The sequence below is a fragment of the Priestia sp. TRN 1309 genome (assembly GCF_050846875.1).
Classification (GTDB): Bacteria; Bacillota; Bacilli; order Bacillales; family Bacillaceae_H; genus Priestia; species Priestia zanthoxyli.
This window is the reverse complement of record NZ_JBOZGM010000003.1, coordinates 380736-402598: the sequence shown is the minus strand read 5'-3', so window position 1 is coordinate 402598 and position 21863 is coordinate 380736. Positions and strand designations below refer to the sequence as shown.

24 protein-coding genes are annotated in these 21863 nt (G+C 36.7%); 22 read left to right on the top strand and 2 right to left on the bottom strand.

Going from position 1 to position 21863, the window contains the following annotated elements:
- Positions 1-122: 122 nt before the first annotated feature.
- The 12 genes from ACRPLQ_RS14225 (at position 123) to ACRPLQ_RS14170 (ending at position 11163) form a co-directional block, all read left to right on the top strand.
- Complete coding sequence (locus ACRPLQ_RS14225; RefSeq protein ID WP_432236131.1) at positions 123-812, top strand: hypothetical protein; 690 nt, start codon at positions 123-125, stop codon at positions 810-812.
- On the top strand, positions 805-2406 hold the full coding sequence (locus ACRPLQ_RS14220) for a DUF6792 domain-containing protein (RefSeq protein ID WP_432236130.1): 1602 nt from the start codon (positions 805-807) through the stop codon (positions 2404-2406). Before ACRPLQ_RS14225 ends, ACRPLQ_RS14220 begins: the two co-directional genes overlap by 8 nt.
- Positions 2407-2769: a hypothetical protein gene (locus ACRPLQ_RS14215; RefSeq protein WP_098999737.1), complete on the top strand. Its 363-nt coding sequence runs from the start codon at positions 2407-2409 to the stop codon at positions 2767-2769. It begins immediately after the preceding gene.
- Positions 2770-2875: 106 nt separating this feature from the next.
- Positions 2876-3535, top strand: coding sequence for a hypothetical protein (locus tag ACRPLQ_RS14210; protein ID WP_099330654.1), 660 nt, complete (start codon positions 2876-2878; stop codon positions 3533-3535).
- Positions 3536-3641: 106 nt separating this feature from the next.
- On the top strand, positions 3642-4328 hold the full coding sequence (locus ACRPLQ_RS14205) for a hypothetical protein (protein WP_367077509.1): 687 nt from the start codon (positions 3642-3644) through the stop codon (positions 4326-4328).
- Between the two features lie 92 nt (positions 4329-4420).
- Positions 4421-5119 carry a hypothetical protein gene (locus ACRPLQ_RS14200; RefSeq protein ID WP_367077508.1) on the top strand — a complete coding sequence of 233 codons (699 nt, stop codon included), beginning with the start codon at positions 4421-4423 and terminating at the stop codon, positions 5117-5119.
- Complete coding sequence (locus ACRPLQ_RS14195; RefSeq protein WP_367077507.1) at positions 5116-5802, top strand: hypothetical protein; 687 nt, start codon at positions 5116-5118, stop codon at positions 5800-5802. The genes ACRPLQ_RS14200 and ACRPLQ_RS14195 overlap by 4 nt, the downstream gene beginning before the upstream one ends.
- Positions 5803-6058: 256 nt before the next feature.
- Positions 6059-6736: a hypothetical protein gene (locus ACRPLQ_RS14190; RefSeq protein WP_367077506.1), complete on the top strand. Its 678-nt coding sequence runs from the start codon at positions 6059-6061 to the stop codon at positions 6734-6736.
- A 110-nt stretch (positions 6737-6846) separates the two neighbouring features.
- Positions 6847-7524, top strand: a complete 678-nt coding sequence (locus tag ACRPLQ_RS14185; RefSeq protein ID WP_098999731.1) for a hypothetical protein — start codon at positions 6847-6849, stop codon at positions 7522-7524.
- Positions 7525-7760: 236 nt separating this feature from the next.
- A complete protein-coding gene (locus tag ACRPLQ_RS14180) occupies positions 7761-7925 on the top strand; it encodes a hypothetical protein (protein WP_223546335.1) in 165 nt (54 codons plus the stop codon).
- Between the two features lie 266 nt (positions 7926-8191).
- Positions 8192-8965 (top strand): EAL domain-containing protein, encoded by a 774-nt coding sequence (locus tag ACRPLQ_RS14175; protein ID WP_028412281.1) that lies wholly within the window; start codon positions 8192-8194, stop codon positions 8963-8965.
- Positions 8966-9189: 224 nt separating this feature from the next.
- Positions 9190-11163: a sensor domain-containing diguanylate cyclase gene (locus ACRPLQ_RS14170; RefSeq protein WP_028412282.1), complete on the top strand. Its 1974-nt coding sequence runs from the start codon at positions 9190-9192 to the stop codon at positions 11161-11163.
- A 23-nt stretch (positions 11164-11186) separates the two neighbouring features.
- Here the strand turns inward: ACRPLQ_RS14170 and ACRPLQ_RS14165 are convergent, their stop codons facing one another.
- Positions 11187-11501: a winged helix-turn-helix transcriptional regulator gene (locus ACRPLQ_RS14165; protein ID WP_013055757.1), complete on the bottom strand. Its 315-nt coding sequence runs from the start codon at positions 11499-11501 to the stop codon at positions 11187-11189.
- Positions 11502-11790: 289 nt separating this feature from the next.
- Between ACRPLQ_RS14165 and ACRPLQ_RS14160 the strand changes: the two genes are divergently transcribed.
- Both ACRPLQ_RS14160 and gdh read left to right on the top strand, forming a co-directional pair.
- Complete coding sequence (locus ACRPLQ_RS14160; RefSeq protein ID WP_034269910.1) at positions 11791-12642, top strand: RhaT/GlcU family sugar-proton symporter; 852 nt, start codon at positions 11791-11793, stop codon at positions 12640-12642.
- 62 nt (positions 12643-12704) lie between these two features.
- A complete protein-coding gene (gene gdh, locus ACRPLQ_RS14155) occupies positions 12705-13490 on the top strand; it encodes a glucose 1-dehydrogenase (RefSeq protein WP_014461262.1) in 786 nt (261 codons plus the stop codon).
- 195 nt (positions 13491-13685) lie between these two features.
- On the opposite strand, the gene ACRPLQ_RS14150 is transcribed toward gdh, so the two are convergent.
- The gene (locus ACRPLQ_RS14150; RefSeq protein ID WP_013055760.1) at positions 13686-14648 is read right to left on the bottom strand and encodes a bile acid:sodium symporter family protein; all 963 of its coding nucleotides are present in this window, start codon (positions 14646-14648) and stop codon (positions 13686-13688) included.
- Positions 14649-14849: 201 nt separating this feature from the next.
- Here ACRPLQ_RS14150 and ACRPLQ_RS14145 point away from each other — a divergent pair, with 201 nt between their 5' ends.
- From ACRPLQ_RS14145 to ACRPLQ_RS14110, 8 genes are all read left to right on the top strand, one after another.
- Positions 14850-15050 (top strand): DUF3311 domain-containing protein, encoded by a 201-nt coding sequence (locus ACRPLQ_RS14145; protein WP_013055761.1) that lies wholly within the window; start codon positions 14850-14852, stop codon positions 15048-15050.
- Positions 15047-16510, top strand: a complete 1464-nt coding sequence (locus ACRPLQ_RS14140) for a sodium:solute symporter family protein (protein ID WP_432236129.1) — start codon at positions 15047-15049, stop codon at positions 16508-16510. The genes ACRPLQ_RS14145 and ACRPLQ_RS14140 overlap by 4 nt, the downstream gene beginning before the upstream one ends.
- 85 nt (positions 16511-16595) lie before the next feature.
- Positions 16596-16775 (top strand): hypothetical protein, encoded by a 180-nt coding sequence (locus tag ACRPLQ_RS14135; protein ID WP_080754383.1) that lies wholly within the window; start codon positions 16596-16598, stop codon positions 16773-16775.
- A gap of 594 nt (positions 16776-17369) precedes the next feature.
- Positions 17370-18677: a sensor histidine kinase gene (locus ACRPLQ_RS14130; RefSeq protein WP_033578240.1), complete on the top strand. Its 1308-nt coding sequence runs from the start codon at positions 17370-17372 to the stop codon at positions 18675-18677.
- 1 nt (position 18678) lies between these two features.
- Positions 18679-19602 (top strand): response regulator, encoded by a 924-nt coding sequence (locus ACRPLQ_RS14125; protein ID WP_088567766.1) that lies wholly within the window; start codon positions 18679-18681, stop codon positions 19600-19602.
- 217 nt (positions 19603-19819) lie between these two features.
- Positions 19820-21091: a cation:dicarboxylate symporter family transporter gene (locus ACRPLQ_RS14120; RefSeq protein WP_028407730.1), complete on the top strand. Its 1272-nt coding sequence runs from the start codon at positions 19820-19822 to the stop codon at positions 21089-21091.
- A 133-nt stretch (positions 21092-21224) separates the two neighbouring features.
- Positions 21225-21404: a YfhD family protein gene (locus ACRPLQ_RS14115; protein ID WP_013055768.1), complete on the top strand. Its 180-nt coding sequence runs from the start codon at positions 21225-21227 to the stop codon at positions 21402-21404.
- A 51-nt stretch (positions 21405-21455) separates the two neighbouring features.
- Positions 21456-21623, top strand: coding sequence for a hypothetical protein (locus ACRPLQ_RS14110; RefSeq protein ID WP_275211536.1), 168 nt, complete (start codon positions 21456-21458; stop codon positions 21621-21623).
- Positions 21624-21863 lie beyond the last annotated feature (240 nt).

The following is a 21863-nucleotide window of genomic DNA, read 5'->3' as shown; positions in this document are numbered from 1 at the left end:
AATAACCACTTCCTAATTATGGTTCTTTGATTCGTTCTGCTTATGACTCTCCCATTATAAGTATGATAGTATCGAACATGTATAAAACATAGGTTATAACATAACTAAAAGGGTGTGCGACAATGAAAAAACGTACGAAGACCATTATTGCAGTCATTGCAGGAGCTGCTATTTTAATAGGAGGAATATGGATGATAAACGAAAGCCGATACCCAAACGTCCCTGCTTTTGATGATCACTTTACGCGTGAATTCTTAAACAAAGATAAAAAAGTGGATGACGGGTTTTATGAGTTTAAGTCGAAGACAGGGCAGTATACGATGTGGTTTCCGGAGGAGTATCAGTTGATTCATGAAAATAAAGAAGACTATGTTGTTAATGGCAACATGTACGAAAGATGGGTAGCATCTTATACTAAAAAGTATAAAAATGACAGTCAAATCAATTCCATCAGTTTAAAATTATCAGAAGGAAGAGATCCAGAAGATGAGTCTTTTAGTGTAGAAAGTCTTATGAAAAATCGTTTTAATGTGAGTGAACCAAGGTTAATAGAAACTTCTAATACTAGAATATACTATCAATCTGCTTATATTTATTTCAAAGGACCTAAAAAGCATGTGGTAAATGACAATAAAAAACATGCCCCTAGTACATACGTAGCGTATGTGGCTGATAAGAACTCGACAAAAGTAATTCAATTGTCAATAGATCAGGTAGGAGATCTTAGGGAAGATAATGAGCTTGGAAAGAATGCATGGATTTTAAAAATCTTAAAAAGTATTCATTTTAACGAGGGAAAAGCAAATGGCTAAAGCACCTTTATTGGATAACAATTTAAGAAATAAATTAACTCAGCTTGAATATAAAGACTTATCTAGTAGAAGTAAAGAGATTAAGAAAATATATAAAGATACTACGGGAGAAAACCCTCCTAATTTTAAAGTTTATACTAGTAAAGATATGGGTGTAGGAAACAAATCTGGTTTTGATGGAGCAGCTATTCATTTTTATGATAAGGAGCATCACATCAATGAAGTATACTATATTTTTAGGGGAACAGAACCAAATAAAGATTTCGGAGATGTAGTATATGATGCGCTAGGTATAGGTAGCGGAAAAAAAGATACCCAACTTGAAGATGCTTTGACTATGTATGATAAAGTCGAAAAGAAAATCAAAAAATCGGATATAGAAATTAAACGCTACGGAGATGGCCATTCTCTGGGTGGACATCTTATAGTAACACTGGGGTTATTGAAGAAAAATTTTGTAAGTATAAGAGGGTTAAATGATGCACCAGCAAATGTTAAACAATTGTTGAGGGTAGATAATGATTTTCAAAACTATGTACAAACAGAAAAAGGGAAGATTAAGAATGTTTCTTCCTCTGATCTAGTTCAATTAGCTAATTCTTACTACCAAGAACAGAAAGCCACAATTAGCCATACTTGGGTAAAAGGTGAACCTATGCATGCGCAATCTTTCCCTGGCAGTTGGTATGCAGGTAATAAAGTAACCATGCTTGGAAATATGAATACAGAAGAAATGATTAATATTGGAGAATACCCTCTGAAAAGGTTAGCCAAATGGAACTTGTTTTTAAAACTTGACGAAGTCAGATATAACTCTGGAGTATCCAATATAATTGGAGGATTATCTTTGGCAAACGCCCATGTAGACGACAGTGTTCTTCTCAATATTCCATCATATGTTGATGATGTTAAGGAAAAGCCGCTTAAGCATCTTCCTGGGATTGTGCTAGGAACAGAAGGTGCATTTTTCTTGACGAAACAGGCGATAAAAAGTCCTGGAGTTTTAGTACAAGGGATTAAAGGAATATCTCAAAGAAATCAAGCAAAACTCCACGGAATTAATTACGTTGTCAAATACACAGAAGCTAATGCTATGAAGACGTATTATCAGGTTTTTGATTCAGGATCTCAGGAAGAAATCTTGCTAGATTATGAACAAATGAAGAAGTTTGTTTATTACTGTGCTAATGCCATCAAAGACAAAGAAGCAAACTTAAATGCACTAAAGCAGTATTTACATAGTGAAATTAACGAAGTCTTCGAAGCTAAGAAGAGAAAGTTAAAAATGAAAATATCCAGAGAAGAAGCTTCTCCCCAGTCATTTATGGAAAAGGCAGATAAAGACGGCGCTACCCTCGCATGGTTTGGACAAAAGCGTGTGGCTGAAAAAGTGACGTTTGACAAAACGTTTGACCCGCTAGATGATAGTGTATTTACTCCTGTTGAAGAGATTATTTCTTCTATTCAAGAGGAAGTTACATACTATCAAAAGTTTCTTGAAGCGTTCTTCCAAAATTTCGAGAAGATGATGGAAGCTGACGAATCGGTAGCTTCAGATATTAAAAGCATGAAAGAAGTAGTAGGGGGGATTTAATTGTTTGATTTTGATTTTACACACACAGGAACAACGAGCGGTAAATACACGTTTGAATTTGATAGTGATGACTTCAAAGACGAGCAGGCAAAAAGGATTAAAGAGTTAATCAAAAAGGATCAAGAAGTAAATGAAAAGCTTTGGCATGCTAAAAGCTATTTAGAAAACCAAACGGGTGAGTTTGCGGATGCGGTTAAAAGTAAATTAGAAGCAGCTGAGCGGGGATATACGCTAAGGGCTCAGCAGTATGATACTGGAGCATTTCAGCATATTATGAGTTTTATGCATTCTGTTAAAGATATGCATAAGAGAGAGTACGAACTTCGATATAAAGAATCAATGGATGAAAGTGAATTAACATAAGGGATACTGCTATTCCTCAGACAGTGGTCTGAGGGATTTTTATATGTTGAACAATTTACATTAAGTCCCGTTTATTTCAAAAGAGTAATAAAGGGAGTGTAGGACAATGAAAAAACGTACGAAGACCCTTCCCGCAATCATTACAGGAGTCGCTATTTTAATAGGAGGAATATGGCTGATAAACGAAAGCCGCTACCCAAACGTCCCTGCTTTTGATGATCACTTTACGCGTGAATTCTTAAACAAAGATAAAAAAGTGGATGATGGGTTTTATGAGTTTGAGTCCAAGACAGGGCAGTATACGATGTGGTTTCCGGAGGAGTATACATTACTGAGTGAAAATGGTGATTACGCTAAAGATAATAAAGATTTTGAACAATGGGAAGCTATTCCCTCAAGTGAAACCAAGGCGTATAGAGGAGCTATATATGTCAGGATGGCTAAAGATAATAAGAGAAATCATCAAGATTATCTTGAAAGCTTTTTTAAAGATCATTTAATTTCTGAACAGCCAAAGCTTATTAAAACAGGTGAAACTGAAATTTATTTTTCAAGTGCTCATTTTGAGATAAATGAAAAGAATCAAGTAGTAGAAGGTATTAAGCAAAAACCCAATAGCTTTTATGCATATATTATAGATAAAGCTTCTAACAAAGTAATTGAATTTTCTTTTGAAACGAGCGGATTTAAAAATAAACAATTTGAGGAAGAGAAACAGAGAAAATGGTTAATGAAAATCTTAAGAAGTGTTCAATTTTACGGTTAAGTTAGCTATACATCACGAAGCAATTTCGGGTAATAGTATTCGGTAAAAACTATTTAATAAATAGGAAAAGAAGTTTGTTTCAAATAATGAAGAAGGGTGTGCAGCTATGAAGAAGCTTACAAAGACTATTATCGTAGTGATTGCAGGAGTAGCTATTTTAATAGGCGGAATATGGATCATAAATGAAAGCCGCTACCCAAATGTTCCAGCTTTTAAAGATCATTTCACTCGTGAGTTTTTGAATAAAGATAAAAAAGTAGACGATGGGTTTTATGAGTTTAAATCAAGGACAGGACAGTATACGATGTGGTTTCCTAAAGGCTATCAGCTTATAAAGGAGAACGGAGAAGATTACGTAATAAACGGTAATTCTTATGAAAGGTGGATAGCGAAAGAGGTAAATAACAAAGCTGAAAATGCTGGGGGAAGTTATATCGAAATGACATTTTTAAACGCAAGAAAGGCTGAAAATGAATCCTTTACTGTAGAAAATATGTTTAAAGAACAGCTAAATATTACTAAGCCTAATACGTTTGAAACTTCTAGTACAAGAATCTACTATGATTCAGCTTATACATATTTTAAAGGAACACAAGAGGTAAGTATGCATCCTAATAAAGAACATGCTTCAAATACATATATAGCATATGTAGCGGATAAACATTCTAACAATGCAATTGAACTGTGGTTTGATAAAAGTGAAAAAAGCAGAAAGAATGATGAAGTAGCAGAGAAAAAATGGTTCCTAACAATATTAAAAAATATTAAGTTCCGTGAGGGAAATGAGGCTTAATAAAGCTCATGTTGAACGATAATTTAAGAAATAAATCAATTTTAACTTAAATACCAAAACCTATCTAGTAGAAATAAAGAGGATGTGCAGCTATGAAAAAAAGGACGAAGACCATTATTGCAGTCCTTGCAGGAACAGTTATTTTAACAGGAGGAATATGGCTAATAAACGAAAGCCGCTATCCAAATGTCCCAGCTTTTAATGATCACTTCACGCGTAAGTTCTTGAACAAGGATAAAAAAGTGGACGATGGGTTTTATGAGTTTAAGTCGAAGACAGGGCAGTATACAATTTGGTTTCCAAAGGAGTACCAGCTGTTGCATGAAAATAATCAACAGTATGTAAGAGACGGTAATTTCTACGAAAGATGGAGAGCTTCATCTATTAAAAAGTATAAAGGTGAAAACCAAATAAACAATATACAAGCTACATTTTCAGAAGCAAGAAAACAAGAAAATGAAGAATTTAGTGCAGAAAGTTTATTAAAGAGACGCTTTAATGTCAGTAGAATGGAAAAGTTAGAAACAGATGAAGTTCGAATCTACTATCAATCAGCTTACATCTACTTTAGAGGGGCAGAAAAATACGTTATAAATGATAAAAGTAAGCATGCCCCTAATACATATGTGGCATATGTAGCTAATAAAAACTCTAAAAAAGTTATTCAGCTGTCTTTTAATAGTATTGGTGAGCGTTCAGGTAACTCTGAGCCTATAAAAGAAGAGTGGTTTATAAAACTTTGTAAAAGTATTAATTTTAATGAGCCAAACAATGGAGATGTAAGAGGATGAAAAAACATACGAAGACTATTATTCTAGTCATTGTAGGAGCCGCTATTTTAATAGGTGGCACATGGGGCGTGAACGAAAGTCGCTATCCTAACGCCCCAGCTTTTGATGACCACTTTACACGTAAGTTCTTGAACAAAGATAAAAAAGTAGACGACGGGTTTTATGAGTTTAAGTCGAAGACAGGTCAGTATACGATGTGGTTTCCAGAGGAGTATCAAATGCTGCATGATGCTTCAGAGTATTACTCTGTAAATGGAAAATCATATGAAAATTGGTCTGCTTCATATAGGAAGATGGCTGGAAAAAACAAGTCAATATACTATATAAAAGCTGAATTTTTAAAGAATGATAAGAAATTTGAGCCTATTTATGTGAAGGAATTGTTCCAAGAGCAATTAAAAGATAGTAATCCTAAAGAAATAGAAACTTCACGTACTCGCATATATTATGACTACGCTTATGCATATTTCAAGGGAACTGAAAGGCATGTAGTACATAACAGTAAAGTTCATTTACCTAATACCTATACAGCTTATGTAGCAGATAAAAATTCTAATAAGGTTATAGAATTCTCATACGACAGTATAGGTGAAGGTACAGAAACTAGCCAAGAAAAAAGGAAGTTATGGTTTTTGACAATATTAAAAAGTATTAATTTTAGCCAGGATAAAAGTCGTGAGTGAAAACCTTTATTAAGTAACGATATAAGAAACAAAATAACTCTGCTTGAGTACAGTGGATTATAGGGATGAAAGTGAATGAACATAAGAGATGCAGCTATTGCTCAGACAATGATTTGAGCGATTTTTAAATGTTTAATAACTACAAATAGATGAGTAAGCAGTATGTAGCATACATAGCAGAGCAGTAGATTTAAATAAAACTATTCAAATAATATTAAATGTGGTTTATTTCAAGCAATGAAGGGAGTGTGTAACAATGAAAAAACGTACCAAGACCATTATTGCAGTTATTGTAGGAACAGCTATTTTAATAGGAGCCGTATGGCTAATAAACGAAAGCCGCTACCCCAACGTTCAAGCTTTTGATGATCACTTTACACGTAAGTTTTTGAACAAAGATAAAAAAGTAGATGACGGATTTTATGAGTTTGAGTCAAAGACAGGTCAGTATACGATGTGGTTTCCAGAGGAGTATCAAGTTTTACATAAATATCGCGAAGATTACACTAGAAATGGCGAATCATATGAAAATTGGTCAGCCTCTTATATTAAACCCTACGAAAATGATCAACAAACGTACGCTATCAAGGCTGAATTTTCCGAGAACGACATGAAATCAGAATTAATTTATGTAGAGAGTTTATTTAAAGAACAATTAGACAGTAAAAAACCTAAACAGTTAGAAACCTCTCATACAAGAATTTATTATGATTATGCCTATACATATTTTCGTGGTACTAACCAACATATAGTACATGACAGTAAAGAAAATCCGCCCAACCTTTATGTAGCATATGTAGCAGATAAAAGCTCTGATAAGGTAATCAAATTAATATATGATAGTGTAGGGGAAAATACAGAAACAAATAAAATGGATAGAAAGAAATGGTTTTTAAAAATGTTGCAAAGTATTAAATTTGTTAAGGGAAATTAATTATAAGCAAAAGCTTTTTTTAGCATAAGGGCAACAAATCAAAATGCTAAAGACTATTCAATATATAAGGATTAAAGTTTGTTCCAAACGATAAAGTAGAGGGGACGCCGATGAAAAAACGTTCGAAAGTTATCATGATAGTTATCACAGGAGCCGCTATTTTAATAGGAGCCATATGGCTGATAAACGAAAGCAGCTACCCAAACGTCCAAGCTTTTGATGACCACTTTACACGTAAGTTCTTAAACAAAGATGAAAAAGCGGATGATGGGTTTTATGAGTTTAAGTCAAAGACCGGGCAGTATACGATGTGGTTTCCAGAGGAGTATCAAGTTTTACATAAAAATAGAGAGGATTATGCTATCAATAATGATTCTTACGAGAGCTGGTGGGCTGTCTACAATGAAGAAGTTGAAGGTAAAACACAAGCGAATTATATAAAAACTGAGTTTTTAACCAGTAATCCTGCAGATGAGAGTATTCACGTTGAGGCTTTATTTAAAAGAAGATTTGGATTAAGTGTTCCTAATAAGATTGAAAACTCACAGACGAGGATTTACTACCAATCAGCTTATATTTATTTCAAAGGAACAGAAAAGCGTGTAATAGTAGATAAGAAGAAACATATTCCTAATACATACTTGGCATATGTAGCAGATAAGCATTCTAATAAAATAGTACAGATTTCCTTCGATAGCAGCGATAAATATAAAAGCGGTGATGAAGACAAAAGACAAGAATGGTTTTTAAAAATGCTGAAAAATATTCGTTTTAATGAGGGGAAATAGTAGAGAATTTATAGAGAAGAAGAGGTAACAAGTTAGATGAAGAAAGTTATAGGATTTGCTTAGCTGTAGGTGCAATATTTTTTGTAATGTCTTGAATGGGCTGTTATCCTTGGTTTTCCAACTAGCATCTATTTATCAACATGAGCAACTTGTCTATGATTACAAACTAACGATAAGAGGTTATTGCGCTAAGTATATGATAAACGTAAACTTCACATATTAGGTGTTTCTAGCGGTTGATTGGAGGGCAAGGCGAAGACTCCTGCGGGAAAAGCGGAACAGGTGGGACCCCGCAGGAGCGCAAGCGACGAGGAGGCTCAGCGGCCGCCCGCGGAAAGCGAAGCCATGCACGGAAATCAACCGCGGTGTCACAAGCAATCTATACTAGTCCCTTTATCTAATTTGCTCATCTTTAGATGGGGCTGAGCTGCTTATGTCTCAATCTCTTGTTTGAAACATCCTTTACAGCCTATCTATCAAAAGCATAAAAGTCTCTAAAACACTTCTTTGTTGCTATCATAAGCCTCCAGCAAGTCCCAAAATACTAAATCGCCTAATGGAATATCTTACTTTTAATGGACAATTATCTGTTTTTAGGATATATTTTTATAAGTTTAGGTTATGGAAGAAATAGTATATTGAAAACGAAAGGTGATTAAACGAAAGAATGGATGCTCATGTTTTAAAGGAACTGACGTATGAAGACTTTCAGTTTGTATATCAGCCTATTTATGCGCTGGATTCGTGGGAGACGCTGGGTTTTGAGGCTTTGCTGCGCACGGCTTTCGCAAAAGGGCAAATTGAAGAGTTGTTTTCACTGGCAAGACGCCATAATTATTTGTACAAGCTTGATACGATGGCAATTGAAGGGGCTATAAAGAACTTTCCGTTTGAGGTATTGAAATCTGAGGATTTATTTATCAATGTGTTTCCCTCTACTCTTCTCCACCCGCATTTCCAACGGTTTTTAACATATCTGTTGAACACCTATAAAAATGCGAAACATCGTATTGTATGGGAGTTAAATGAAACGCTTCATGAAAAGATTTTATGGGAATCACCTGCTCTTTTTGCCCGAGTAATGAGTTTGAAAGAGGCCGGTTTCAAAATTGCGATTGATGATTTTGGAGCAGGAGCCGCGGCGATGAGACAGGTAAGCATGTATGAGCCTCACTATATGAAATTGGACCGAAGCTATGCGGAAGGACTAGCCGACTGCAAGCAAAAGAAAGATCTGATTGATTTGCTTGTTAACTATTATCCGCATACGAATCTCATTTTAGAAGGCGTTGAACGAGATAAAGATTTAGCCGCAGCGATTTCGTTAAACCTACATGCTGCTCAAGGCTATTTGCTGGGCATGCCGCAGTCGATCTCTTCCTACTTAACTTATAATAAGTACCGCAGTTTATTCAGACGAGAAAGGCTGCTGAATTCTTAAACTCTACACTTCACTCAATAGATAATTTATCGTGATATAAAAGCGAGTAATTAGATCTATATGAAACATAGATGCCTTGAATTTTTATAAAATTATGTGATTTTGTACGATTGTTAAAATATTTTAAAGGATAAAGAAGACGTGTTGGTTTGGGAGAATGAGTGAATGGCATATCAAAACAAGACGTTTAGTGAAATTCCAAAGGCAGATGGAGGATATTTAGTATGTATAGTGAAGGGGTATTCCAATTTTATTTTATGAATATGCCGCAGCCTGTTATTTTAATTCAGCAAGAAAAACATCAGCTATATTATAAAGAATGTAACAAAGCAGCTCAGCAATTCTTTGACAAAATGGAAGACAAGATAATCAACAAAGAAGAAAATCTGCTTTTTTACACACTTTGTGAAAAAGCCATTGCCACGAAAGAACCGATTCAATATCAGCACATACAGCTTTTTCAGCCCGACCGGCATGCATATGAAGTAACTTTTACTCCTCTTTTTAATCAAGCGACAAACCCTTCACATGTCCTTGTCATGGCTCAAGAAATTCATTATAAAAAAACACAGGAAGAGAGCACGCGTTTACTCGATGCGTTTCTAGAAAACACGGTAGACGCCATTCTAATTGCTGATTGTGATGAGAAGGTCTTAACAGTCAATGGAGCATTTGAAAAGCTATTTCAGTGGAGAAAAGAAGAAGCTATAGGAAAAAGCCGTCAAGAGATGAACATCGTGTCAAAGAAAGAGGAACAAGAAAACCTTAAATTAATCGAAGAATTAAAAAATGGTAAGACGCTGTCTCCTTATGAAACAGTCAGGTACAAAAAAAGCGGCGAAAGCGTGTGTGTATCTGTCAGCTGTTCACCGATTTATGACCATCAAAATCAACTGGTCGCCTATTCAGTGATTTACCGAGATATCACAGCTATTAAAAGATTAGAATTAGAGCTCATAAAAAGCAAACAGTGGTACAAATCGCTATTTACAAACCACCACCACGCAGTTTGTATGCTGAATTTGGACGGTACGATTTTAAATATTAACAGCGCATTCTTAGAAACGCTGCAGCTTTCTGCAAGCGATGTGCTGCACCAAAATTACCGAGACATTGCTAAAAGACTGGGAGCCTGTAATTACAAACGTTGGAATGTATATGAAGAAATTAGTTATAGTACAGAGATAACATTCCGAAGAAGCCAACATTCTATACAACATGTGTATATTACAACGATTCCTGTTAAAGTAAATAATCAAACGGTTGGCGCCTATGCAATCTTACACGATATTACGCCTCAAAAAGAAGCAGAAGAACAGCTGGCGTATACGCTGAAAGAACTTGAAAATATAAAATATGCGCTTGATGAATCAGCTAGCGTTATGATTATAAATGCAAGTGGGACTATTACCTATGTAAATGATATGTATGTACAGTATTCAGGTTACGAAAAAGAAGATTTAGTAGGGAAGTATTATCGAGATGCAGGGCTTAATCATGACCATCATGTGCTGATTGAAACAATAAAAAGCGGAAAAGTATGGCGAGGACAGCTTGAAATGGGGACGAAGCATCATCAGTCATACTGGGTATCGAAAACAATTGTGCCGTTAAAAGATATAGACGGAAATATTACTCATTATGTATCCATTCATAATGATATTACTGAACAAAAAGCGCTAGAAAATAAACTTCATTTTGAAGCCACTCACGATAGTTTAACAGGTCTTCCCAACCGGGCAATGTTATTAAAAGAGTTAAACAAAGTAATTGAAAAAGGGCAGCAAAAAAGCGATGAGTTTTTTGCGCTTTTGTTTCTTGACTGTGATAATTTTAAGCAGATTAACGATGAATATGGCCATCATATAGGCGACGAATTTCTAAAAGCATACACGAAGAGATTAAAAAGCTGTGTACGGAAAGGCGATCGCATTTATCGTTTGGGCGGAGACGAGTTTATCATTATTTTAAACGTAACAAATGGACGAGAAATTGAACAAATTGCTAGGCGAATTCACGTATCTCTTCAGCAAAGCTGGAATGTACGGGGCTATTGTTTGCGCACCACAACTACCATCGGCGTCTCTATTTATCCAGAAGACGGGGAATCGGCGGCTTCATTATTAAAAAGTGCAGATGATGCGTTATATCAAGGAAAAAGAGAAGGGAAAAATAATTATATCCTCTATCAAACGTAAAAAAAGCCTCCAAAGAGGCTTTTTTATTTTATCCATGTTTTTGCCCACTTGCTGACGGGTCCTAAGATCATACCAAGCTCTGATCCTTTTTTAGTTAAGATATATTCAATACGAACCGGACGTTCAGGAATAACGTGCCGGATTACAATTCCTTCTTCTTCTAACTCTTTCATTCGTTCGGTTAACATTCGTTTACTTAAAGAGGGAATGCTGCTGTGAATTTCACTAAAGCGTTTAGGACCGCTCATCAGGACATAAATAATTAATCCATTCCATCTTTTCCCTATTATATCAAACGTTTTCCACACTTTTGGACATAACTCATCAAATTCATTCATTCATGCCACCTACTTTATTGTATATAGGATATTAAAAGTAACCCTTATAATGTTATTATATACTAGCATTTGGATAATGAAAAGGCTATCTTTTTTTATTTTCAAAACTTTCAGTAGCTTGGAAACGCTGTATTGTAAAGTTTTAAAAAAAAGTCACAGAATCGACATATTATTATTGACGTATCAAGAAAAAAGGTCTAAGATTGGTTACATAAAGTTACCTAGTTAAATAAAAGGTACTTTAAATTTACAATTACATCAAGAGTTTGAGAAAGAAGGTTAGTATCAAATGGATATCCTTTTGGCTATTCTTCCTGCGATTTTCTGGGGAAGTATTGTCCTGTTCAACGTTAAATTGGGCGGAGGTCCTTACAGTCAAACGCTTGGAACTACAATTGGTGCGCTGATCTTTTCAGCCGTTATTTATTTCGTAGTTCATCCAGTGTTGACGCCGCTTATTTTTATTGTCGGAATCGTTTCAGGATTATTTTGGGCAGTTGGGCAAAGTAATCAGTTGAAAACGATTGATTATATTGGTGTTTCAAAAACCATGCCAATTTCAACTGGTATGCAGCTTGTGACAACATCACTGTTTGGTGTTATCGTGTTTCACGAGTGGTCAACAACAACAACCGTTATTTTAGGCGTGTTAGCTCTTATTTTTATTGTTATTGGTATCGTGCTAACATCACTAGAAAGCGAAAAAAATGCAGAGCAATCTGGACAATTCAAAAAAGGGATCATTACCCTTATTGTTTCAACAATTGGATACTTAGTGTATGTAGTTGTCGCTCGTTTATTTAATGTAGACGGCTGGTCGGCACTATTCCCACAAGCAATTGGTATGTTAATTGGTGGACTTATACTTACTTATAAACACAAACCGTTTAATAAATACGCAATTCGCAACATTATTCCAGGCCTCATTTGGGCAGCTGGTAACATGTTCTTATTTATTTCTCAACCTAAAGTAGGGGTTGCAACAAGCTTCTCATTATCACAAATGGGAATCGTTATTTCAACGCTTGGCGGTATCTTCTTACTTGGAGAAAAGAAAACAAAGCGTCAGCTTATTTCAATTACGATTGGTATTGTGCTCATCATTTTAGGTGGCGTATTCCTCGGAATGGCTAAAAGTTAACGTTTACGTAAAAGTTAATGATAGTATGTATGAATAAATGAAAACACTAGGAGGATTTTATTATGTATACAGATTTAAAAGATAAAGTAGTTGTAATTACAGGTGGATCAACAGGTTTAGGTCGCGCAATGGCTGTTCGTTTCGGTCAAGAAGAAGCAAAAGTTGTTATTAACTATTACAACAATGAAGAAGAAGCTTTAGATGCGAAAAAAGAAGTAGAAGAAGCAGGCGGACAAGCAATCATCGTTCAAGGCGACGTAACAAAAGAAGAAGACGTTGTAAATCTTGTTCAAACAGCTATTAAAGAATTCGGTACATTAGACGTTATGATTAACAACGCTGGTGTTGAAAACCCAGTTCCTTCTCATGAGCTATCTTTAGATAACTGGAACAAAGTTATTGATACAAACTTAACAGGTGCATTCTTAGGAAGCCGTGAAGCAATTAAATATTTCGTTGAAAACGACATTAAAGGAAACGTTATTAACATGTCTAGTGTTCACGAAATGATTCCTTGGCCATTATTTGTTCACTACGCAGCAAGTAAAGGCGGTATGAAACTAATGACGGAAACATTGGCTCTTGAATATGCGCCAAAAGGTATCCGCGTAAATAACATTGGACCAGGTGCGATGAACACACCAATCAACGCTGAAAAATTCGCAGATCCTGTACAACGTGCAGACGTAGAAAGCATGATTCCAATGGGTTACATCGGTAAACCAGAAGAAGTAGCATCAGTTGCAGCATTCTTAGCATCATCACAAGCCAGCTATGTAACAGGTATTACATTATTTGCTGATGGTGGTATGACGAAATATCCTTCTTTCCAAGCAGGAAGAGGCTAATATAGTTTAGAATCGATGTAGAAAAAAGAGACATGGCAAAAAGCGCCATGTCTTTTTTTTTCTATACCTAAGAGAATTTCACCCCCCTTTCGGGGTTGGTGAAATTCTCCTAGGTAAAAGCTTTTAAGAACTTTTTAAAACCTTTTTGGGAAGGTTCAAGGGAGCTTTTTGTGCTTCCCTTATAAGTTTATTGTATTAGCCAGCCATTTTTTTGTTAGACGATGGCTGGTTTTTGTCTTTTAGTTTGCTGAAGATAAAGGCTAGCACTGAGCCTGAGATGTTGTGCCAGACGCTGAAGATGGCGCTTGGGACAGCGGCTAGCGGCGAAAAGTGAGTGGAAGCAATGGTAACGCCGAGCCCTGAGTTTTGCATGCCCACTTCCATTGCGACCGCTTTTTGTTTGGCTAAATCCATTCCGCATAAGCGGGCAAAGAAGAAGCCAATTGTGAAACCAAGAATGTTGTGAAGCACGACTACGGCAAAAATGATACCGCCTGTTTTAGCAAGCTGCGCTTGGCTTCCTGCCACAACGGCAGATACAATCAAAACAATTGCGACTACTGAAACAAGGGGAAGAGCTTTGGAACTCGCTTCTGCAGCTTTTCCAAAAAACTTTTTGATCGTAAATCCAAGAGCAAGCGGAATGATGACAACTTGTATAATGGAAATAATAAGAGACATGATATCAATATCGACCCACTTGCTTGCAAATAATAAAATGAGAAGCGGTGTAACAATCGGTGCTAAAATGGTTGAAACAGAAGCGATGGCAACTGCGAGCGCAACGTTTCCTCGAGCCAAAAAGACCATTACGTTTGATGATGTGCCGCTTGGACAGCAGCCTACTAAAATAACGCCCACTGCTATTTCTTTTGGTAAATCTAAGCCAATCGCCAAACCGAATGCGAGAAGCGGCATAATGATAAAATGCCCCACCACGCCTAGTGCTACTTCTTTCGGTCTTCGAAATACTTCGCTGAAATCAGACGCTGACAGCGTTAATCCCATTCCAAACATGACAATTCCTAAAAGCGGAACGATATACTTTCCAATCCATACAAAGTGCTCCGGGAATGAATAGGCAATAACGGAAATTAAAATAACCCAAAGCGTAAATGTTTTTCCTGCAAATGTACTGATTTTCTCTATTGTTTTCATCTGTACGATACCTCCTGCGAACTATAAGAAGAAATTATACTATTTATTCAGAAAAATGAAAACAGTATTTTTGTAAAATAGTACAGAATATTTTATCTTTTGGAGATTATTTCAGCTTATATGCAAGCATTCCTTCATTGAATACACAGAATATGTGGTAATATAAAGAAGTTAGTTTTAGAAAGTCGGAGGAGTTTAGTCATGAAATTTATCTATATTTTGTCTGTCCTTCCGTTCGTAGGCATATTAGGTTTTCTCCCTTTTGTTAATCGAGTGACTCCGTTTGTTCTCGGTATGCCGTTCAATATGTTTTGGATGGTGATATGGGTGGTGCTTACGTCCATTATTTTAGGGGTTATGTATAAGCTTGATCCCAGAAATCGGGAAGGGGAAGAAGAATGAATAGTGCACTTGTTATTATTTTACTATTTTTAGTGGCAGCTATTTTTCTTGGCATACGATCAACCAAAGGCAAGGATATGAACTTGGAGCAGTGGACGGTAGGCGGACGCGGTTTCGGGGCTATTTTAGTGTTTGTGCTGATGGCCGGAGAAATCTATACAACGTTTTCGTTTCTAGGCGGAAGCGGATGGGCTTATGGAAAAGGAGCTCCTGCACTTTATGTCTTAATTTATATTAGCTTATCATATGTCTTATCATACTGGCTTCTTCCTGTTATTTGGAAGTATGCAAGAGATCATAAGCTCGTCTCGCAGCCTGATTTTTTTGTAAGCAAATATAAAAGCCCTTACCTTGGTGTGCTTGTAGCTGCTGTAGGAGTGATTGCGGTCATTCCTGTTATTGTTGTGCAGTTAAAAGGATTGGGGATTATTGTATCACAAGCATCATACGGTGCCATTTCAATGCCGGCAGCCATTTGGATGGGAGCTATCAGTTTAACGCTGTATGTGATGATATCCGGTATCCACGGTTCTGCATGGACGGCCGTTATTAAAGACATTATGATGCTTGCTGTGATTGGATTTTTAGGTATTTATTTACCTTTTCATTATTACGGAGGATACGGTCCAATGTTTGAAGCTGTGAATACAGCGAAGCCAGGATTTTTAAAGTTTCCTGAGCAAGGATTAAGCGTCTCGTGGTTTATTTCGACGGTTATTTTGCTAGTACTTGGGTTTTATATGTGGCCGCAGGTGTTTAGTTCAAGCTATACAGCGAAAAATGCAAAGGTATTTCGTAAAAATGCAATTATTAGTCCTCTTTATACGCTGATGCTGCTCTTTGTATTTTTTGTTGGATTTGCAGCTATTTTAAAAGTTCCTGGTTTAAGCGGAGGAGACGTGGATCTTGCGCTATTACGGATCTCAATCCAAACGTTTGATCCTTGGTTTATTGGAATTGTAGGAGGAGCGGGTTTGCTGACAGCGCTTGTGCCGGGATCGATGCTGTTAATGAGTGCGTCAACGCTGCTGGCGAAAAATATTTATAAACCGTTTGCGCCTCAAGCAAGCGAAGCGCATATTGCTCGTTTAGCGAAAAGCTTTGTACCGGTTGTGGCTCTTATTTCCGTTTACTTTACACTAAACGGAGGAACGACGCTGTCAACAATTATTTTAATGGGCTATAGTCTAATGACACAGCTGTTTCCATCTCTGCTTTTCAGTTTGAAGAAAAATAACTTTGTAACGAAACAAGGAGCAGCGTGGGGGATTGTTGCTGGAATTATTGTAGTGGCCTATATTACAATCAGCGGCTCTACGATTGGTACGTTATTTCCATCCCTGCCTCAGCAAATGAAAGATATCAACGTCGGATTTATTGCGCTGCTTATCAACTTTATCGTAATGTGGGCAGTCAGTATGCTCACAAAGCAAAACGAAGCTGAGACAAAAGTATATTAGACGAAGTGAAAAACGAACCATTGATCAACACGTTTGATTAGTGGTTCGTTTTTTTGTTAGGGTCAACGGTAGACCCTTCTAGCAGTTGATTGGAGGGCAAGACGAAGACTCCTGCGGGAAAAGCGGAACAGGTGAGACCCCACAGGAGCGCAAGCGACGAGGAGGCTCAGCGGCCGCCCGCGGAAAGCGACGTCTTGCACGGAAATCAACTGCGGTGTCACAAGCGGTTCAGCTCATGTCTACCGTTTGTTCGTCTTTAGATTAGATTCATCTCATTATGTCTCAGCCTTGTCTTTTCTAATCAAACAGCAAAGAGCCAAAGGAATAGGATCATCCTTTGGCTCTTTACGTGGCTTTTAACCGATAATTTGTAAAATTTCCTACATCAACTGATTTACGCTAAAGCGGGAACTCGGTCGTTATAGTAAATAACTTCCGATAGGATCTTACACCCTTTAATCTCCTGAAATGTCTTTTTCGCCTCTACCTCTGATTCAAATTCAAACATAGTCGGACTTTGGTTTTTCGAGTAAACGGTAATGATCCACATTGTAAAATAAGCTCCCCCTGTAAAATAATAGTTTTCCTTTTTAGTGTAGCTATCAGGTGATGTAATAATAATTGAATAGTTGTGATACAGCCTCACATTTTAAAAGGTACTTCTACTATACAACAAAAATTACAAAATAAAACAAGAAAATCTAAAAAACTACAAAGAATAATGAAAGAGAATAAATAACCGTTTATATATGGGCTATATTTATAAATGGAAGTGGGAGTGCAAAAAATATAGGAAGAGCGATTGTCTTTTAGATTGCTAAACTATATACTTATGTTCAAAAAGTGCAGGACGTGAACGATGAAAGTTGATACGGTAGTAAAAAAAGATGTTTTACTCATTTTGGTGATGATAGTTGTTGTGCCGCTAGCAGGAGAGCTTAAATATTATCCTTTTCATGATACGTATAGAGTCAGCTTTGCTGTGCCCATTTTTTTCTTTTCACTGCTGCTTTTAAGAAAGGTATCTCCTGTAATACCAGGTATTTTAGTTGCGAGTGCTATAGTGGGCTTTCGAATGTACCTTGATTGGTATAATTACGAATCATTTGATTTTCTGCATTCTTTGCAGATTCGATGCTCAGCAGGGATTTATTATCTTGTTTATGCCATTGCTTTTTCTTGGTTTAAGATTAACGATTTTCATTCAAAGCCGTGGATTATTGGCATATGGAGCATCATCATCGAAACGGTTTCAGGTGGCATGGAACTGCTTTGTATGTATGTGATGGTTCACCATCATATTGTGTTTCCGGAGTTCATGCAAATTTTTATTGTAGGCGTCTTTCGAAGTTTCTTTGTTTTATGTCTGTTTAGCATGATCAAGCTTTACGAAGGGCAGCTGAGAGAACGGCAAATCTCTCAAAAAAATGATCAGCTGCTTGTTGTGCTTTCAAATTTGTATGAAGAATCCATTCATTTGAAAAAAACGCTGCAAGACGCTGAGAGAATTACGAAAAAGTCGTATGATTTATATGAAGAACTACACGAAGCAGATATCCACCAGCTTACTTCGCTGCACGAATTTAGCCAAAAAGCATTACAAATTGCAGGAGAAGTACATGATATTAAAAAAGACAACCAGCGGATATCAGCAGGGTTGTCCAAGGTCATTACAAAAGAGGAATTTTCTGAGTATATGGAAATCGAAAGTCTGCTTCAAATCGTCATGCGCAGCAATGAAAAGTATGCGGCGATGTTAGCAAAAGATATTCATTTTTCATATTCGGTTCTAGGAGAGCATCCTCGCTATCACGTGTACTTGTTTTTGTCATTAATTAATAACTTAGTAACGAATGCAGTCGAAGCGATTGAAAAAGAAGGCGCGATTATTATCGACGTCTGCCGAGAAGAAGACCGCATTTTACTATATGTAAGAGACAGCGGTCCCGGTGTAAAAAAAAGGCATGAACGTCTCATTTTTAAAGCGGGATTTACATCCAAATACGCAAAGGACGGGACGCCTTCTACAGGTCTTGGGCTTGTCTACGTTAAGCAAATGACCGAGCAGCTGGGCGGGAGTATTCAATTTATTAATCTGTCTCCAAGCCCCGGTGTTCAATTTACTATAGATTTACCTATTTCTACGTTAATGGGGGATAAGGACTAATATGCGATTTTATATCATAGATGATGACGAAGTCTTTCGTTCAATGTTAGCTGAAATTATTGAAGATAATGATTTAGGAGAGGTTATAGGGGAGGCAGAAGACGGAATTGTCTTAAATGATCAATCTTCTCTATTGCAGCAGATCGATATTTTATTTATTGATTTGTTGATGCCTATTCAAGACGGAATCGAAACCGTGCGCAAAATAAAGGATACTTTTAAAGGCAAAATTATTATGATGTCACAGGTAGAAACAAAAGATTTGATTGGAAAAGCCTACTCGCTTGGCATTGAATACTATATCACGAAGCCGCTTAATCGTATGGAAGTGCTCATGGTCATTCAAAAAGTAATTGAACGAATTCATGTTCAACAATCAATGGAGAAAATTCAAGAATCGTTAAATACCGTACTTAATATAGGAAACCAGCAAAAAACGCCTTCCGTTGATAAAAAAGAAAGCGATCCGGCAGAAGCGTGCAGGTTTCTTTTAAGAGAACTTGGGATTTTAGGAGAAAGCGGAAGTAAAGATTTAATCGAAATCATCAATTACCTGCATCAAACGGAAAAGAGCACGATGTATGAACAGCATTTTCCTTCTCTCAAAGAAATTTTTGAGAAAATTACCGTTAGAAAGCTTGGTTCATCTTTTACAGAAGACGTGCTGCAAAAAGAAATGAAAGCAGCTGAGCAGCGAGTAAGAAGAGCCATTTATCAGTCTTTAAATCATTTGACCTCTCTTGGGATGGTTGACTTCTTTAATCCTAAATTTGAAAATTACGCTTCTAAGTTTTTCGATTTTTCAATGGTGCATCAGCGCATGAGAGATATAGAAAAAGGAACGGGAAAAAGCAGTACTCCGAGCCGTATAAATGTAAAGAAATTTATCCAAATGCTCTATTATGAAGTCAAACAAACGCTGTAGTAAAAAAACTACAGCGTTTTCATTTTGTAATTTTCTAAAAACTTTTTTGTTAGTTTCAGTAGGTTTGTGTTAGATTTTGTGATGCCTATGATAATGTAATCTTATGAATAAAAGAACTACTTAATAAACAGTTCTTAATGGAATTGTATCTGTTGAATACAGTAAGTGCAAATAAACAGCTTCGAGCTGTTAGAAAAAAGAAGGAAGGTGCAAAGATATGTTCAAAAAGCTTGGATTAGCAGGACAAATTCTAATTGGTTTGATTGCAGGTATTATTGTAGGGGCCATTTTTTACGGAAATCCTAAAGCAGTTGAAGTACTGCAGCCAATTGGAGACGTATTCATTCATTTAATTAAAATGATCGTGGTGCCGATTGTTATATCTAGTATCATTGTGGGCGTTGCGGGTGTTGGTGATATTAAGAAGCTTGGTAAATTAGGCGGAAAAACAATTCTTTACTTTGAAATCATTACAACGGTTGCCATTGTTGTAGGCTTATTGGCAGCTAACTTGCTTCACCCTGGTACTGGTGTGGACCGCAGCGGTCTTGAAAAATCAGATATCAGCAGCTACACATCAACGGCAGAAGCTACAGAGCAAAAAGGATTTGTAGAAACATTTGTTCACATCGTTCCAACGAATGTATTTGAATCAATTGCTGCAGGCGACATGCTGCCAATTATTTTCTTCTCGGTCCTATTTGGACTTGGAATTGCATCAATCGGTGAAAAAGGAAAGCCGGTTCTAAGATTTTTTGAAGGCACGGCAGAAGCGATGTTTTGGGTAACGAATTTAGTTATGAAGTTTGCACCGTTTGGCGTATTTGCATTAATCGGTGTAACCGTATCAAAATTTGGACTAGCGTCTCTGATTCCGCTTAGTAAGCTTGTAATTGTTGCTTACGGCACAATGATTTTCTTTGTATTAGTGGTACTAGGACTTGTAGCTAAATGGGCAGGCGTTAACATCTTCCATTTATTAAAAGTGCTAAAAGATGAACTGCTGCTAGCATTTTCAACTGCAAGTTCAGAAACAGTATTACCGCGTATTATTGCGAAAATGGAAAAGTTCGGATGTCCTAAAGCAATTACATCTTTTGTTATTCCGACGGGGTATTCGTTTAACTTAGATGGATCTACTCTTTATCAAGCGCTTGCTGCGATATTTATTGCGCAAATGTACGGTATTGATATGAGCATCACACAGCAAATTTCACTGATATTAATTTTAATGGTTACATCTAAAGGAATTGCAGGAGTTCCGGGCGTATCGTTTGTTGTACTGCTTGCAACGCTTGGATCTGTAGGACTTCCAGTAGAAGGCCTTGCTTTTATCGCTGGAATCGACCGTTTGTTAGATATGGGACGTACAGCGGTAAACGTAATTGGAAACTCACTTGGTGCAATCGTCATTTCAAAGTGGGAAGGTCAATTTAACGATAAAGACAAGGAAGCTTATATTAACGAAGTAACGAAAAAAGTATCGTAATTACAAACGTATTTTAGTTGAAGGAAGATCCGAACGAGTAATCGTTCGGATTTTTTCGTTTGAATTTGCTTTGAAAAGTTGGGAATAGTAACTAAAGATGACAAACAAATGATTGATACAAGGAGGTCACAACATGGGAAGAGCAAATAATCACAAATCATCACATAACAACAAAGGGTCACTGCCTCAAACACCAAAAGAGTTAAAAATTGCTCCGGATCAAGCAAATGAAGAATTTTCACGCGAGTTAGCGCAGCATCATGATGCTAAAGCGAAACAGGACTTAATTTTGAAACAGCAAAAAGAAAAGTAAAAGAAAAAAAGCTGAGACATAATGAAATGAATCCAGCCTAAAGACGAATAAATGAGATACATGACCTGGACTGCTTGTGACACCGCAGTTGATTTCCGTGCAAGGCTTCGCTTTCCGCGGGCGGGCGCTGAGCCTTCTCGTCGCTTGCGCTCCTGCGGGGTCTCACCTGCTCCGCTTTTCCCGCAGGAGTCTTCGCCTTATCCTCCAATCAACTGCTAGAAGGAACGAAACAAATAATACTATGTTCACAATCACAAAAAAACGAACCACTAATCAGACATGCTGATTAGTGGTTCGTTTTTCCCTAAGTGAAAAATGCTTTTGTCCCATCCTCTTTTTGATAAACAACTAAAGATAAAAATTCCTAAGTAACCATTTTGTAACATTATTTAATCATAGCGTAATAGTTTTTGAGGCTTTTTTCATTATAATTAAACCGAACACATTGAAAAATAGGTT

Coding starts and splice junctions, on each gene's coding strand:
- ACRPLQ_RS14225 (WP_432236131.1), top strand. CDS start 123: ATGAAAAAACGTACGAAGACCATTATTGCAGTCATTGCAGGAGCTGCT.
- ACRPLQ_RS14220 (WP_432236130.1), top strand. CDS start 805: ATGGCTAAAGCACCTTTATTGGATAACAATTTAAGAAATAAATTAACT.
- ACRPLQ_RS14210 (WP_099330654.1), top strand. CDS start 2,876: ATGAAAAAACGTACGAAGACCCTTCCCGCAATCATTACAGGAGTCGCT.
- ACRPLQ_RS14205 (WP_367077509.1), top strand. CDS start 3,642: ATGAAGAAGCTTACAAAGACTATTATCGTAGTGATTGCAGGAGTAGCT.
- ACRPLQ_RS14200 (WP_367077508.1), top strand. CDS start 4,421: ATGAAAAAAAGGACGAAGACCATTATTGCAGTCCTTGCAGGAACAGTT.
- ACRPLQ_RS14195 (WP_367077507.1), top strand. CDS start 5,116: ATGAAAAAACATACGAAGACTATTATTCTAGTCATTGTAGGAGCCGCT.
- ACRPLQ_RS14190 (WP_367077506.1), top strand. CDS start 6,059: ATGAAAAAACGTACCAAGACCATTATTGCAGTTATTGTAGGAACAGCT.
- ACRPLQ_RS14185 (WP_098999731.1), top strand. CDS start 6,847: ATGAAAAAACGTTCGAAAGTTATCATGATAGTTATCACAGGAGCCGCT.
- ACRPLQ_RS14175 (WP_028412281.1), top strand. CDS start 8,192: ATGGATGCTCATGTTTTAAAGGAACTGACGTATGAAGACTTTCAGTTT.
- ACRPLQ_RS14170 (WP_028412282.1), top strand. CDS start 9,190: ATGTATAGTGAAGGGGTATTCCAATTTTATTTTATGAATATGCCGCAG.
- ACRPLQ_RS14165 (WP_013055757.1), bottom strand. CDS start 11,501: ATGAATGAATTTGATGAGTTATGTCCAAAAGTGTGGAAAACGTTTGAT.
- ACRPLQ_RS14160 (WP_034269910.1), top strand. CDS start 11,791: ATGGATATCCTTTTGGCTATTCTTCCTGCGATTTTCTGGGGAAGTATT.
- gdh (WP_014461262.1), top strand. CDS start 12,705: ATGTATACAGATTTAAAAGATAAAGTAGTTGTAATTACAGGTGGATCA.
- ACRPLQ_RS14150 (WP_013055760.1), bottom strand. CDS start 14,648: ATGAAAACAATAGAGAAAATCAGTACATTTGCAGGAAAAACATTTACG.
- ACRPLQ_RS14145 (WP_013055761.1), top strand. CDS start 14,850: ATGAAATTTATCTATATTTTGTCTGTCCTTCCGTTCGTAGGCATATTA.
- ACRPLQ_RS14140 (WP_432236129.1), top strand. CDS start 15,047: ATGAATAGTGCACTTGTTATTATTTTACTATTTTTAGTGGCAGCTATT.
- ACRPLQ_RS14130 (WP_033578240.1), top strand. CDS start 17,370: ATGAAAGTTGATACGGTAGTAAAAAAAGATGTTTTACTCATTTTGGTG.
- ACRPLQ_RS14125 (WP_088567766.1), top strand. CDS start 18,679: ATGCGATTTTATATCATAGATGATGACGAAGTCTTTCGTTCAATGTTA.
- ACRPLQ_RS14120 (WP_028407730.1), top strand. CDS start 19,820: ATGTTCAAAAAGCTTGGATTAGCAGGACAAATTCTAATTGGTTTGATT.
- ACRPLQ_RS14115 (WP_013055768.1), top strand. CDS start 21,225: ATGGGAAGAGCAAATAATCACAAATCATCACATAACAACAAAGGGTCA.
- ACRPLQ_RS14110 (WP_275211536.1), top strand. CDS start 21,456: ATGAGATACATGACCTGGACTGCTTGTGACACCGCAGTTGATTTCCGT.